13 protein-coding genes are annotated in these 13,168 nt (G+C 70.7%); 3 read left to right on the plus strand and 10 right to left on the minus strand.

Annotated elements, in window-relative coordinates:
* Positions 1–41: 41 nt before the first annotated feature.
* From obgE to RFN52_RS13520, 9 genes are all read right to left on the minus strand, one after another.
* A complete protein-coding gene (gene obgE / locus RFN52_RS13480; RefSeq protein ID WP_184846311.1) occupies positions 42–1,478 on the minus strand; it encodes a GTPase ObgE in 1,437 nt (478 codons plus the stop codon).
* A gap of 102 nt (positions 1,479–1,580) precedes the next feature.
* Complete coding sequence (gene rpmA / locus RFN52_RS13485; protein ID WP_031107501.1) at positions 1,581–1,835, minus strand: 50S ribosomal protein L27; 255 nt, start codon at positions 1,833–1,835, stop codon at positions 1,581–1,583.
* A gap of 14 nt (positions 1,836–1,849) precedes the next feature.
* Entirely contained in the window at positions 1,850–2,170 is a 321-nt protein-coding gene (gene rplU / locus RFN52_RS13490; protein ID WP_031130898.1) for a 50S ribosomal protein L21, read from the minus strand.
* 228 nt (positions 2,171–2,398) lie between these two features.
* Positions 2,399–6,559: an Rne/Rng family ribonuclease gene (locus RFN52_RS13495; RefSeq protein WP_184846313.1), complete on the minus strand. Its 4,161-nt coding sequence runs from the start codon at positions 6,557–6,559 to the stop codon at positions 2,399–2,401.
* Between the two features lie 260 nt (positions 6,560–6,819).
* Positions 6,820–7,602, minus strand: coding sequence for a TIGR03936 family radical SAM-associated protein (locus RFN52_RS13500; RefSeq protein ID WP_184846315.1), 783 nt, complete (start codon positions 7,600–7,602; stop codon positions 6,820–6,822).
* Positions 7,603–7,650: 48 nt separating this feature from the next.
* Positions 7,651–8,856: a hypothetical protein gene (locus RFN52_RS13505; protein WP_184846317.1), complete on the minus strand. Its 1,206-nt coding sequence runs from the start codon at positions 8,854–8,856 to the stop codon at positions 7,651–7,653.
* A gap of 99 nt (positions 8,857–8,955) precedes the next feature.
* Positions 8,956–9,423: a GNAT family N-acetyltransferase gene (locus tag RFN52_RS13510; protein WP_184846319.1), complete on the minus strand. Its 468-nt coding sequence runs from the start codon at positions 9,421–9,423 to the stop codon at positions 8,956–8,958.
* Positions 9,423–9,668 (minus strand): helix-turn-helix domain-containing protein, encoded by a 246-nt coding sequence (locus RFN52_RS13515; RefSeq protein ID WP_184846321.1) that lies wholly within the window; start codon positions 9,666–9,668, stop codon positions 9,423–9,425. The genes RFN52_RS13510 and RFN52_RS13515 overlap by 1 nt, the downstream gene beginning before the upstream one ends.
* Positions 9,668–10,165 carry a DUF2975 domain-containing protein gene (locus RFN52_RS13520; protein ID WP_062926836.1) on the minus strand — a complete coding sequence of 166 codons (498 nt, stop codon included), beginning with the start codon at positions 10,163–10,165 and terminating at the stop codon, positions 9,668–9,670. Before RFN52_RS13520 ends, RFN52_RS13515 begins: the two co-directional genes overlap by 1 nt.
* 142 nt (positions 10,166–10,307) lie before the next feature.
* Here RFN52_RS13520 and RFN52_RS13525 point away from each other — a divergent pair, with 142 nt between their 5' ends.
* The gene (locus RFN52_RS13525; RefSeq protein WP_311240949.1) at positions 10,308–11,027 is read left to right on the plus strand and encodes a GAF and ANTAR domain-containing protein; all 720 of its coding nucleotides are present in this window, start codon (positions 10,308–10,310) and stop codon (positions 11,025–11,027) included.
* A gap of 422 nt (positions 11,028–11,449) precedes the next feature.
* Positions 11,450–12,304: a helix-turn-helix domain-containing protein gene (locus RFN52_RS13530; RefSeq protein ID WP_184846323.1), complete on the plus strand. Its 855-nt coding sequence runs from the start codon at positions 11,450–11,452 to the stop codon at positions 12,302–12,304.
* On the opposite strand, the gene RFN52_RS13535 is transcribed toward RFN52_RS13530, so the two are convergent.
* The gene (locus RFN52_RS13535) at positions 12,289–12,555 is read right to left on the minus strand and encodes a DUF397 domain-containing protein (RefSeq protein ID WP_184846325.1); all 267 of its coding nucleotides are present in this window, start codon (positions 12,553–12,555) and stop codon (positions 12,289–12,291) included. The two genes, RFN52_RS13530 and RFN52_RS13535, sit on opposite strands and share 16 nt — an antisense overlap.
* Before the next feature lie 268 nt (positions 12,556–12,823).
* Between RFN52_RS13535 and RFN52_RS13540 the strand changes: the two genes are divergently transcribed.
* Positions 12,824–13,036, plus strand: a complete 213-nt coding sequence (locus RFN52_RS13540) for a cytochrome c oxidase assembly protein COX20 family protein (RefSeq protein ID WP_033306390.1) — start codon at positions 12,824–12,826, stop codon at positions 13,034–13,036.
* Positions 13,037–13,168 lie beyond the last annotated feature (132 nt).

Here is a 13,168-nt window from a genome sequence, read left to right on the forward strand (position 1 = left end):
TGGTTGCACCTGAGTGCGTTGCGAATTTGCTTCTTGTTAACTCAGAACGGCTCGAAGTCGTCGAACTCCTGCTGCGCTTCGTCCCGTTCGGCCTGCCGGTCCTTACGGCGCTGAGCGGCGGGCCGCTCCCCCTCGAAGCGGTGGTCCTCACCGCGCCGGCCGAGCATCTCGGCCCCGGCCGTCATGGAGGGCTCCCAGTCGAAGACGACCGCGTTGTCCTCGGGGCCGATGGCGACGCCGTCGCCGCCCCGGGCGCCCGCCTTCACCAGCTCCTGCTCGACACCGAGCCGGTTGAGCCGGTCGGCGAGGTACCCGACGGCCTCGTCGTTGTTGAAGTCGGTCTGGCGCACCCAGCGCTCGGGCTTCTCGCCCCGCACCCGGAACAGGCCGTCGGCCTCCTGCGTCACGGTGAAGCCGGTGTCGTCCACGGCCTTGGGCCGGATCACGATCCGGGTGGCCTCTTCCTTCGGCTTCGCGGCCCGCGACTGCGCCACGAGCTCGGCGAGCGCGTACGACAGCTCCTTCAGGCCCATGTGCGCCACGGCCGACACCTCGAACACGCGGTAGCCGCGTGCCTCCAGGTCGGGGCGCACCATCTCGGCCAGATCCTTGCCGTCCGGTACGTCGATCTTGTTCAGGACGACCATGCGCGGCCGCTTGTCCAGCCCGCCGTACTGCCGCAGCTCCTCCTCGATGATGTCGAGGTCGGAGACCGGGTCGCGTTCCGACTCCAGCGTCGCGGTGTCCAGGACGTGCACGAGCACACTGCACCGCTCCACGTGCCGCAGGAACTCCAGGCCCAGGCCCTTGCCCTGGCTGGCCCCGGGGATCAGCCCGGGCACGTCGGCGATCGTGTACACCGTCGAACCGGCCGTGACGACACCGAGGTTCGGCACGAGCGTGGTGAAGGGGTAGTCGGCGATCTTCGGCTTGGCGGCGCTCAGCACCGAGATCAGCGAGGACTTGCCGGCGCTCGGGTACCCGACGAGGGCCACGTCGGCGACCGTCTTCAGCTCCAGGACGACATCCCTCATGTCCCCCGGCTCACCGAGCAGCGCGAACCCGGGCGCCTTGCGCCGCGCGGAGGCCAGCGCCGCGTTGCCGAGCCCGCCCCGGCCGCCCTGCGCGGCGACGTACGACGTGCCGTGCCCGACCAGGTCGGCGAGGACGTTGCCCGCCTTGTCCAGCACCACGGTGCCGTCCGGCACCGGCAGCACGAGGTCCTGACCGTCCTTGCCGGAGCGGTTGCCGCCCTCGCCGGGCTTGCCGTTGGTGGCCTTGCGGTGCGGGGAGTGGTGGTAGTCGAGCAGCGTGGTGATCGACTGGTCCACGGTGAGGATCACGTCCCCGCCGCGCCCGCCGTTGCCGCCGTCCGGCCCGCCGAGGGGCTTGAACTTCTCACGGTGGACGGAGGCACAGCCGTGGCCTCCGCTACCCGCGGCGACGTGCAGCTCGACGCGGTCCACGAAGGTGGTCATGGGATGTGCCTCCAGTTACTGCGGGAATGTCTTGGGGTAACACGCGAAAGGCGGACCCGCTTCCCGTGAGGGAAGTGAGGTCCGCCTCGCGAAAGTTTCCGATCAGGCGACCGGAACGATGTTCACGACCTTGCGGCCACGGTGGGTGCCGAACTGCACCGAACCGGCCTCGAGGGCGAACAGCGTGTCGTCGCCGCCACGGCCGACGCCGGAGCCCGGGTGGAAGTGGGTGCCACGCTGACGGACCAGGATCTCACCCGCGTTGACGACCTGACCGCCGAAGCGCTTCACGCCGAGCCGCTGGGCATTGGAGTCGCGACCGTTCCGAGTGGACGATGCGCCCTTCTTGTGTGCCATTTCTCCTCAGTCCCTTACTTCGCAGCCGCGGGGATCTCAGTGACCTTGATCGCCGTGTACTGCTGGCGGTGGCCCTGGCGACGGCGGTAACCCGTCTTGTTCTTGTAGCGCAGAATGTCGATCTTCTGGCCCTTGTGGTGGTCCACGACCTCGGCCTGGACCTTGATGCCGGCCAGCACCCACGGGTCGCTGGTCACGGCGTCGCCGTCGACAACGAGCAGGGTCGAGAGCTCGACCGAGTCGCCAACCTTGGCAGTGGAAATCTTGTCAACCTCAACGATGTCGCCGACAGCAACCTTGTGCTGGCGACCACCGCTGCGCACGATGGCGTACACGCGGAACTCACTCTCTAGCTCGGGAAACGGCACCCCCGCAGGCCAGCCGCCCGACTCAGCGAGCGGCCTCTCCTGGCGCCCGGCGCCCGGAGGATGAGGTTTACGGGGATGTGACGTGCCATTCGACACGCCGACGGTCAAGGTTACGGGGCCGCGGCCGAAGGGGTCAAACCGAGCCGGGCCCACTGCCTGTGCGACCGGTCACGCCGGTCGCACAGGCAGTGGATCTCAGCCCTCGTCGGTGGAGGCCGAGACGGACGACGCGGACGACGCCGACTGCTCCGCCGCCACCGTCTTCTTCGACGCGGTCTTCTTGGCGGCGGTCTTGGTGGTCTTCGCCGCCTTCTTGGCCGTCGTCTTCTTGGCGGCGGTCTTCTTCACCGCGGTCTTCTTGGTGGTGGCGGCCTTCTTCGCGGTGGCCTTCTTCGCGGTCTTGCGGGCCGTCTTCTTGGCGGGGGCCGACTCCTCGGCGGCCTCCTCCGTGACGGCACCGTCGGACGCGGGCTCCTGCGGGGCCTCAGCGGACACGGGCGCCTCGGACGCGGCCGACGGGACGACCACGACGGCCGTCTCCTCGGACGCCGTGGACACCGTGGGCTTGCGCACGGCGCGGCGGCGCGGACGGGCCGGGGCGGCGCTCTCCGCGGGCGCCTCGGGCTGTCCGGCCGGCTCGGGCACCTCGGCGGCCTCGGCCTCGGGCACCGCCGGAGCGGTCTCCGCGACCGTCACCACCGCCGCCGCCTCCGCCCCCGCCGGGGAACCGGCCGGAGCGGACACCTTGCGGGTGGCCCGCCGCCGGGTACGGCCCTTGGGCGCGGCGTCCTCGACGGGAGCGGCCTCGACGACCGGAGCGGCCTGCGCGGCCTCGACCACCGGGTCCTCCACGGCCATCGGCTCGGCCTGCGCCTCGGCGGCCGGCTCCGGCTGCACCGGACGGGCGACCTCCTGCTCGGCGGTCACGTCCTGAGCCGTCGGCACCTCGGCCTCGGCCTGCTCGGCCCTGCCCCGGCCACGCCGGGTCCTGTCCCTGCCCTGCTCGGCCTTGGGCTCCGTCTCGCCCCGCGGGGTACCCGCCGGAGCCGACACCCGCCGGCTCGCCCGGCGACGCGACCGCCCACGGCCGGCCGCGGCCTCCGCCTCGGCGGCGCTGCTGTACAGCTCCTCGTCGGGCTCGTAGGACGGCTCGGGCAGCGCGATCGGCTCGGCGACCTCGGCTCCGACCTCGGCCTCGGTCTCGGCCTCCTGCTCGGCGGTCTCGACGGCCGCCTCGTGCACGTGCGGCTGCTCGGCGGCGCCGGCCCGCGCGCGCTTCTTGCGCTTGCCACCGCCCCCGGCGGCCGTCGGCTGCTCCATGTGCACGATGACACCGCGGCCGTTGCAGTGGACGCACGTCTCGGAGAAGGACTCCAGCAGGCCCTGCCCGACCCGCTTGCGGGTCATCTGCACGAGCCCCAGCGAGGTCACCTCGGCGACCTGGTGCTTCGTACGGTCGCGGCCCAGGCACTCCAGCAGGCGCCGCAGCACCAGGTCCCGGTTGGACTCCAGCACCATGTCGATGAAGTCGATGACGATGATGCCGCCGAGGTCGCGCAGCCGCAGCTGACGCACGATCTCCTCGGCCGCCTCCAGGTTGTTCCTGGTGACGGTCTCTTCCAGGTTGCCGCCCTGGCCGGTGAACTTGCCGGTGTTGACGTCGACGACGACCATCGCCTCGGTCCGGTCGATCACCAGCGAACCGCCGCTCGGCAGCCAGACCTTGCGGTCCAGGGCCTTGGCGAGCTGCTCGTCGATCCGGTACGTGGCGAAGACGTCGACCTCGGAGGTCCACTTCGACAGCCGCTCGGCGAGGTCCGGCGCGACGTGCGAGACGTACCCGTGGATGGTCGACCAGGCCTCGTCGCCGCTGACGACGACCTTGGAGAAGTCCTCGTTGAAGATGTCGCGCACGACCCGGACGGTCATGTCCGGCTCGCCGTACAGCAGCGTCGGAGCGTTGCCGCTCTTGGCCTTCTTCTGGATGTCCTCCCACTGCTGCTGCAGCCGCTCGACGTCCCGGCGCAGCTCGTCCTCGCTCGCGCCCTCGGCGGCGGTGCGCACGATGACGCCCGCGTCCTCGGGGACGATCTTCTTGAGGATGGTCTTCAGCCGGGCCCGCTCGGTGTCGGGCAGCTTGCGGCTGATGCCGGTCATGGAGCCCTCGGGCACGTACACGAGGTAGCGGCCCGGCAGGGAGACCTGGCTGGTCAGGCGGGCGCCCTTGTGACCGATGGGGTCCTTCGTCACCTGGACGAGCACGGACTGGCCGGACTTCAGGGCGGATTCGATGCGGCGCGGCCCGTGAGCCATGCCGAGTGCCTCGAAGTTGACCTCACCGGCGTACAGGACGGCGTTGCGGCCCTTGCCGATGTCGATGAAGGCGGCCTCCATCGACGGCAGCACGTTCTGCACCTTGCCGAGGTAGACGTTGCCGACGTACGAGGTCGACTGCTCCTTGTTGACGTAGTGCTCGACGAGCACGTCGTCCTCGAGGACGCCGATCTGCGTGCGGTCGCCGTGCTGGCGGACGACCATCACGCGCTCGACGGCCTCGCGGCGGGCCAGGAACTCGGCCTCGGTGATGATCGGGACGCGCCGGCGGCCCTGCTCGCGGCCTTCGCGGCGGCGCTGCTTCTTGGCCTCCAGACGGGTCGAGCCCTTGATGGACTGCACCTCGTCGGACGGCTCCGCCTTGGGGCGGGGCTCGCGGACCTTGACGACCGTGCGCTCGGGGTCGTCGTCGGAGGACTCGGACTCGGTGCCGGAGTCACCGGCACGGCGGCGACGACGGCGGCGCCGACGGCTGCTGCTGGAGCCGCCTCCGCCGGACTCGTCACGGTCGGTGGCGTCCTCGGAGTCCTCGTCGTCCTCCTCGGCGCCGTCCTCGGTGTCCTGCTCGGCGCTCTGCTCGGACTCGGCGTCCTCGCCGCCCTCACCGTCGGAGTCGGCGGACTCACCGCGCCTGCGACGGCGGCCGCCCCGGCGACGGCGGCGGCGCGAGCCGGTGCCCTCGGACTCCTCCTGGTCGTCACCGTCGGCCTGGTCCTCGGACTCGTCGGCCTCCTCCGCCTCGTCGGCGGTGGTGTCGACGGCGGTGGGCTCGGGGGCCTGGGCCTCGGCGTCGTCGCCGGCACCCCGGCGCCGGCGCCGGCGACGCGAACCGCCGGCCGGCTCCTCGCGCTGGGCCTCGGCCGGTGCGGACTCCTCGGGCTCCTCGGGCTCCGTCGCCCCGGCCGCTTCAGCGGCGGCAGCGGCGGCGGCCCGCTCCGGCGTCTGGAACTGGGGCTCGGTGAAGACGGGCGCCTGGAACAGCGCGACGGCGGGCCGCCGCGGACGCGAGGTCGACTCGCTCTCGCCATCGGCCGCGTCCGCGGACACCCGGGCGTCGGCCTTCGAGGCCCGCGCGCCCTTGGCGGGCTGGGCGGGCTCGGCGAAGCCGCCGGCGGCTCGGCGAACGACCCGGCGACGGCGCCGCGGACCGGTCTCCTCGGCGGAGTCGGCAGCCTCGGCGGCGGTTTCGGCGGGGACCTCGGCGGCGGGAGCGGGCTCTGCGGCAGCGGTCTCGGAGGCGGTGGCCTCGGACGCGCGGGCGGGCTCGGCGGCGGGGTTCTCGGTCACAGGTGCCTTCGCCTCCTCGGCGTTCCCCTCCATCGCGTCCGCGGCGGAAGGCGCCCCGGCGGGCGCGGACGCCCGCCGCGAGGCACGTCGGCGAGTCCGACGCGGAGCAGCCTCTTCAGCGGCCTCGGCACCCTCGGCGGTGCCCTCGGCCACGACGGCCGGCTCCGGGCCGTCGGCCCCGGCCGGGGCCGCGACCGTCTCGGCGGCCTCCGCAGGAACGGCGGCGGGCGAGGTCACGGTGCGCGTGGCGCGGCGCCGGGTGCGCTTGGGGGCGGCGTCCTCGGACACCTCGGCGGAGGTGGCAGGGGCGGGGGCCTCGGCCGGCTCGGCGACGGCGGGAGTGCCGGCGGTCACCGGGACCACGGTTTCGGCGGCCTCGGCGGCCTCCGGAGCACCGGCGGGTGCGGAGGCACGGCGCACGGCGCGACGCCGCTTGGGCGGGGCGGGCGCGGCGGCCTCTTCGCTCTCGACGGCCTCGGGAGCCTGCTCCGCCTCGGCAACGGCCTCTTCGGCCTCGTCGGCCTCTACGACGTCAGCCGCTACGACGTCAGCCGCGAGATCCTCGGCATCGGCGGCCGGTATGGCCGGCGCGACGGTCTCCACCGGCACGTCGGAGGAGGCACCGCTGGGCGGACCCGCCGGGCGGGACGCGGCACGCCGCCGCCGACGGGGCGGCAGGGTGTCACTGGGAGTGTTCTGTTCGGAACCCTCTGTGGGTTCGGTCGGTTCGAGCATGCGGGCTTATCTCCCGTCAGGCTCCCGGGCGCCGCGCCTGGTCCGGCGATGCCGGTGACGTCCGCGGCGCGCGCTGTGCGCGTTCGCCGCCGTCCGGGGCGCGGGCGCCGCACGGGAGCTCTCTGTGTCCTGTCTCGCCGGTTCCGTACGCCGAATGCGTACGGCCTGGCGAAAGTCTTCTGGTCGGTGCGCTGCCCGACCCAGGTGGCTCCCGAGTCCGAGGGCGGCGCTACGACGTCCGTCCCTACGCGGGACCTTCCTTACGCCGACGCCGTCGCGGTGGCAGTCGGTTCGGCCGTTGAGTGGGCCTCGACTGCCTCGCGGTCGGGCGCGAGCGGGTCGGTCACCGTGCCGGTCTCTTCATCGAACAGCCCCTGCGCCAGCCTGGTCACCGCTGCGGGGACCGGCGGCGCCAGGTCGGCCACGGCGCGAAGACCGGACAGGACGTCGTCGGGTCGTACGGCAGGCGTCACGTGCCGAACAACCAGCCGCAGTATCGCACAGGGCTGGTCGGTCGGCCTATCAGCCTGCGAACTGTGCGTTTCCGTGAGGTCGCGGACTTCCAGGCTCGCAACCGCGGAACGGGCGTCGAACGTACGGACGCCGTTCTTGGCGAGGCGCTGGACCTCGACGGTCTCGGCCGCGTTGAAGGCGTCCGCCGCCCGGCGGGCCTCCTCCGGCGGCACTCCGTCCAGCCGGAGCTCCCAGACGGAAGCCGTCAGCCGGTCGGCGAGCCCCGAGGTGCGGGCCTCGACCGCCTCGGTGATGTCGAGCCCGGTGGGCAGCGACTCGTCGAGGAGGGCCCTGAGCTGCTCCGGGTCGCGGGGCGCGGTGAGGGCGATCTCCAGGTACTCCGCCTCACTGCCCGTGCCGGTGGGTGCGGCATTGGCGTACGACACCTTCGGGTGCGGTGTGAAGCCAGCCGAGTAGGCCATCGGCACCTCGGCACGGCGCAACGCACGCTCGAAGGCGCGCTGGAAGTCACGGTGGCTGGTGAACCGGAGGCGGCCGCGCTTGGTGTAGCGCAGTCGGATGCGCTGCACCGCGGGTGCGGGCGGCGGGCCTTCGGGCTGTCGCTTGCCCAGTGTCGTTCAGTCCTTCGTGAGAGCGGTCGTACTGCTACCAAGAGTACGTGGCTCGCGCCCCGAAGGTTCCCTCCGGTCGACCGGCTGCGGCTGCCGCGGCTCGCCGAAGAGCATCCGCCGGAAGTCGGCGCGGGCCTGGCGTACGGACTCCCGGGCGGCGGCCAGCGCCTGCCGGGTGGTCCGCCGCACACTGCGGGCGGCCTCGGCGGCGGGCCGCAGGACGGCGTCCCGCACGACGTGCCCGACGGGCGTCAGCACGCTGCGGTACACCCACCGCACCGGTTCGACGAAGATCCACCGGAGAAGGGTGCCCAGCAGGCGCCCGACGGCGAGCGAGATGTGCCCGGCGACGCGCCAGGCGTGGCCGAGGGCGTCCCACACCTCCCGGCCGACGACGGCGAGGACGCGCCCGGCCGGTGTGAGGATCCAGCGCCACAGGGCGAGCGCGGGCAGGACGAACAGGATGCGGGCGATCCAGTAGAGGGCCGTGCCGATACCGGTGACGATCGTGCTCAGCAGCCACACGAGCCCCTTGCAGCACCAGGCGACCGCGCGGCCAAGGGGGGCGAGCACCCAGGTGTACAGCCAGAGGGCGGGTACGACGACGAGGTACCTCGCGAGCCACGCCACGGCCGTCCAGACGCCGATGCCGAGCGCGGCGAGCCCGGCGCCGATCCCCTTCAGAACCCACATCACCGCATGCCCGACGGGCGTGAGCAGCCAAGCGTACACCCAGCCGAGCGCGGCTCCCAGACCTCTGGCGATCCAGCCGGCCCCGGCGCCGACGCCCCGGGCGGCCCATGCGATCGCGTGCCCCACGGGGGTCAGCACATACCGGTAGAGCCAGACCAGGGGCACGACGAGGAGGACGTGGCCGAGCCATCCGAGGGCCTTGCCCAGCGGGACGACGACGTAGCGCCACAGCGCCACGAACGGCCAGACGAACACCGCCCGCCCGAGCCACAGCAGCGCCCGGCCGAGCGGTCGGAGCAGGGTGTCGTTCAGGAACCGTCCGGCCACGACGAGCGCGTCCCACAGCATCCGCACGGGGACGACCAGGACGAGCACGATGATCCGCACGGGAATCCGGATCGCGACGGCGAGACACCCCTCCGGCGCATCGGGCTCGCGCCGGACCGCCGGCCCGGCCGGCCGCTCTCGCGGATCGACCCACGTCTCGGAACCCTCGCGGGGTCGTTTCTCCAGATCCATACCGTCGTAGACGCCTTCAGTGCCCCGTCCGGATCCAGCACCGCACAGTTCCGCCCCGTTCTCCCGCAGTTCCCCCACTCGGCCGCAAGATCATACGGCTCACGCGCGGGTGACCTGCGCCTGGAGCAGCCGGGGTGACTCCTGGAAGCCGGTGCGGGCGTACGCGGGGATGGCCCGCGGACTGGAGCGCACGGTCACGCGTTCCAGTCCGAGCTCGCGCGCTCCGTCCAGGACGGCCTGGATGAGCCGCCCGCCCAGCCCGCCGTCCCGCGCCTCGGGTACGACGTACACGCACTGCAGATCGCCGGAGGCCCGCCGCGGCGCCCGGGGCGTGGGCACCCGCTGCACCACCGCGAGCCAGGCCATGCCGATGACACGGTCGTCCCGGACGAGGACCATGCAGCGGTGGGAGTTCTCGTTCTCCCCCGCCCAGGTCACGAAGTGCCGTACGAATTCCTCGCGTTCGCCGAGGTCCTCCGAGCCGTTCTCGACGAGCCACTCCCAGCGGAGGGTGGCCACTGCGGCCAGTTCGGCGGGCCGGGCCGGGCGGATGCTGATGCTCTCCATCAGGCCATTGTCGAGCCGGCCGTCGAGCCGGACGCCTCCTCCGCCTCCTCCCAGCGCAGCAGATCCCCCGGCTGGCACTCCAGTACCTCGCACAGCGCGGCGAGGGTCGAGAAGCGGACCGCTTTGGCACGGCCGTTCTTGAGGACGGCCAGGTTGGCGGGAGTGATACCGACGCGTTCCGCCAGTTCACCCACGGACATCTTGCGTTTGGCCAGCATCACGTCGATGTCGACGGCGATGGGCATCAGATGACCTCTTCCAGCTCGGCCTGCATCTGGGCCGCCTCGATGTCACGTGCGACGGCCTGCGCGAGCAGCATCCGCAGCACGAGCACGATCAGCGCGACGCCCAGCACGGCCACGACGACCCCGCACAGCAGCAGGACCACCCCGGGAGCCACGGCCTCGCCCGGCGCGAGCACGACCGCGAGCGCGAAGACCAGCAGGGCGGCCGCCACGAACGCGCCGATCACGATGTGCACGTAGCGGAAGGCCGCGGTGGAGAACACCGTCCCGCGACGCACCATCGTCACCAGCCGCCACACGCAGACCACGACGACCTGGGCCGTCACGATACCCAGGATCGTGATCACCAGGATCGGAGTGCGCAGATAGGCGTACTCGGGCCTGAGCCCGTTCATGTCGACGGCCAGCAGCGGCACCATCACCCCCTGCACGAACAGCGATCCAGCGAGCAGCACCACGAGCACCCCGCGCAATCCCGCCACGGCCAGCTTCCCCATCACCACTCCTTCGATCGAACCACGATGGAAATCTATCGAAACTCGATAGGTGACGCAAGAGTGGGCGCCCGCAGGAAGACGAACGCGGCAAGCGGCTGCCGACCGGGGTATGTGACCCATGACACCGTGGCAGGAGAGACGCATGCCCGGACTCGGACCGAGGAGGACGACAGTGGACTGGCGCGCGTTCGCACGGGAGATGGCCTCCATGGCGCGTGACCTGCTCGCCCAGGACTCGGTCAGCGCCACGCTGGAGCACATCACCAGAGCAGCCACTGAGCGCGTACCGGGGTGCGATGCGGCCGGCATCCTCCTCCTGCACGGCAAGAGCGTGGAGACGCTGGCACCCACCCATGACCTGGTCGTCGAGAGCGACCGGTTGCAGGAGCGCCTCGCGGAGGGCCCCTGCTTCGACGCGGCCCGCCCCAGCACCGGACAGCGCGTGTTCCGCATCGCCGACTTCACCGCCGAGCAGCCCCGCTGGCCCGCCTACGCCGAACAGGCCCGCGGCCTGGGTGTGGGCAGCATGATGGGCTTCCTGCTCTACACCGAGGACGAGGATCTGGGCGCGCTCGACCTCTACTCGCACCGGCCCGGGGCCTTCACGGACGACGGAGAGACCGCCGGCTGGCTGCTGGCCTCGCACGCGGCGATCGCCTTCTCCAGCGCCCGCAGCCACGCCCAGATGGAGCAGGCCGTGGCCACGCGCCACGTCATCGGCGAGGCCATGGGCATCCTCATGGGCAGCCACCGCCTCACCGAGGAACAGGCCTTCGAGGTGCTGCGCCGATACTCCCAGGAGAAGAACATCAAGCTGCGCGAGGTCGCCCGGCGGGTCTGCGAAGAGGGACGCCTGACCTGACGGCTCCCCCAGCACACATTCTGAACTGGGGGAACCTGACCGGGCCGGCCCCCCGGGGGAGCGTCGCCAACCGGGCCTGCTGAGCGAGTCCCCCGCAGAACGGGGCTCTCACCTCCCGGGGGCCCCTGTTGCCCGGTCTCCCCTATGAGCAAGGTGAGTGGATTCAACAATTCCCGGGACTTGACGCACTGAAGTCACTCAAGCGAGTGAATGCATCGATCAAACGTCCCTGTAAACCGTATCGATGTTTCATTCCTTCTCATTCATCCCGTGCATCTCTTCAGATTCGACGGCGCCGGCGAAGAGCCGTGATGCATAGTGACACCTGTCAAAAATCCGCGTAGCCTTGCGAAACTGGTCGTCTTGAACACGGTCGAAGTGCCTGGCGGCGGACCGACCTGTGGCACCAGAAGGAGAACTCCATGCCCGACGCCGACCCGATGGTTTCCCGGCACCGTCTGAGCTCAGAGCTTCAAGAGGCACGCAGAAAGGCGGGCTACACACAGCCCGATGTTGCGCGGGAGACGGGATGGTCCCTGTCGAAAGTCATGCGCCTGGAGTCAGGCAGGGTGAAGATCTCCATGACGGATCTCAAGGCACTGATCAGCTTCTACGGACTCTCACCCGACGCATCGGAGAAGTTGCGTCGCGCGGCGGAGGAGGCGCGACGGCAGCCCTGGTGGTACGAGTACCGCTCCCTGCTGTCGGAGGGTTTTCAGTCCTACCTGGGCTACGAGGCGTCCGCGTCCGTGATCCGCAACTTCGAGGCGTTGTTCATCCCCGGCCTGCTGCAGACGGAGGAGTACGCGCGCGCCGCCCTGCAGCAGTCCGTCGTCCCGGAGAAGGAGGAACTGCTCGACCTCCGCATGAAGCGCCAGGAACGCATGCTGAGTGAACCCAAAACCGAGCTGCGATTCCTGATCGACGAGGCGGCACTCCGACGCGTCGTGGGCACGGCCGAGTTGATGGAGGCCCAGATCCAGCATCTGCAACAGGTCAGCGCACTGGAGCACGTGAGCATCGGGGTGGTGCCGTTCAGCAGCGGCCTTTACCCACTGCTGCGTTCACCGTATGTCATCTTCGAGTTCACCAAGGCCGATCAGGAACGGGTGGTGTACCTCGAGAATCCCGACGGAAGTGTCATCCTCAACAACAAGGCGATCGTCGGCGTGCAACGGAGCGTCGAGACCTATCTCGAAGCCTTCTGGGAAATCGAGAACCGCTACGCCCAGCCCATCACCGAGTGGAGTTCACAACACCCTCAGGTCGCGGCATAGCGGGACAAGGAATCCAGAAAAGATGCCCACGCCGTGGAACCGACCGAAAAACAGGGACCTTCGGAAACTTTCGAATCCCTGACCATGACGGGACAACCTAAAGAGACCTCGACGCAGTTCTCACCGCCACTGGCAGAACTCCTCCGCCACTCCGATGTCGGATCCGGAAAGGTCACGACTCCCCCAACCCCGCACTGCGGTAGCGATGGCACTGTCAGGCCGCCGGCCGTCAGTATGACGGCAGGAGCCATGACTGCCAAGGCCGCCGAATACCGATGATCTCGACACCGGGAAATCGCAGAAAGGGGGTGCCCCGCCCCGTAGAGCGGCAAGCGTCTTTTCGGCCAAGAACAGCAAGAAGGGGAGCGCTCGGTCAGCCGGCAAGCATCGTCCGAGTACTCCCCCACCGCGAAGCAACCTCGTCCACTCGACTCAACCAGGAAGCCTCATGGCAGATAGTAACGCGAGTTGTGTCACCGGCCAGGCCCCGCGAATACAGAGCCCGGGCGGAGGCACGTCATGACCCAGGTGCCGCCCCCTCCGGCCGGAGGCCTGTCGCAACGAGCCCTGCTCATCGTCATCGCCTTACTGACCGGCCTGCTCACCGGCCTGGCAGCGGGCGTACTGGCCGTACTCCTCCACGCAACGATCCTCGGCGCGGCCACCTGGGCAGGGGGCACCTTCATCGCCATCACCATGCTGCTGTTCAAGATCTGCGAGCTCTTGCGGTGAACCCCGTATCAAGAACGCCGGGTGGATATCGGTTCGCGGCCGGAGGCAGCACCAGCACGAACAACTCCAAGAGGAGCGGTACAGGCGGTCGCCGTGCACGCGGCCCGCACGACGGCATCCCCCTGCGCAAGG

This window comes from Streptomyces collinus (assembly GCF_031348265.1).
GTDB lineage: Bacteria > Actinomycetota > Actinomycetes > Streptomycetales > Streptomycetaceae > Streptomyces > Streptomyces collinus.

What these genes read in the sequence shown, in the direction of transcription:
- obgE (WP_184846311.1), bottom strand. Translation starts at nt 1,478, where the DNA reads ATGACCACCTTCGTGGACCGCGTCGAGCTGCACGTCGCCGCGGGTAGC.
- rpmA (WP_031107501.1), bottom strand. Translation starts at nt 1,835, where the DNA reads ATGGCACACAAGAAGGGCGCATCGTCCACTCGGAACGGTCGCGACTCC.
- RFN52_RS13495 (WP_184846313.1), bottom strand. Translation starts at nt 6,559, where the DNA reads ATGCTCGAACCGACCGAACCCACAGAGGGTTCCGAACAGAACACTCCC.
- RFN52_RS13505 (WP_184846317.1), bottom strand. Translation starts at nt 8,856, where the DNA reads ATGGATCTGGAGAAACGACCCCGCGAGGGTTCCGAGACGTGGGTCGAT.
- RFN52_RS13510 (WP_184846319.1), bottom strand. Translation starts at nt 9,423, where the DNA reads ATGGAGAGCATCAGCATCCGCCCGGCCCGGCCCGCCGAACTGGCCGCA.
- RFN52_RS13515 (WP_184846321.1), bottom strand. Translation starts at nt 9,668, where the DNA reads ATGCCCATCGCCGTCGACATCGACGTGATGCTGGCCAAACGCAAGATG.
- RFN52_RS13520 (WP_062926836.1), bottom strand. Translation starts at nt 10,165, where the DNA reads ATGGGGAAGCTGGCCGTGGCGGGATTGCGCGGGGTGCTCGTGGTGCTG.
- RFN52_RS13525 (WP_311240949.1), top strand. Translation starts at nt 10,308, where the DNA reads ATGCCCGGACTCGGACCGAGGAGGACGACAGTGGACTGGCGCGCGTTC.
- RFN52_RS13530 (WP_184846323.1), top strand. Translation starts at nt 11,450, where the DNA reads ATGCCCGACGCCGACCCGATGGTTTCCCGGCACCGTCTGAGCTCAGAG.
- RFN52_RS13535 (WP_184846325.1), bottom strand. Translation starts at nt 12,555, where the DNA reads ATGGCTCCTGCCGTCATACTGACGGCCGGCGGCCTGACAGTGCCATCG.
- RFN52_RS13540 (WP_033306390.1), top strand. Translation starts at nt 12,824, where the DNA reads ATGACCCAGGTGCCGCCCCCTCCGGCCGGAGGCCTGTCGCAACGAGCC.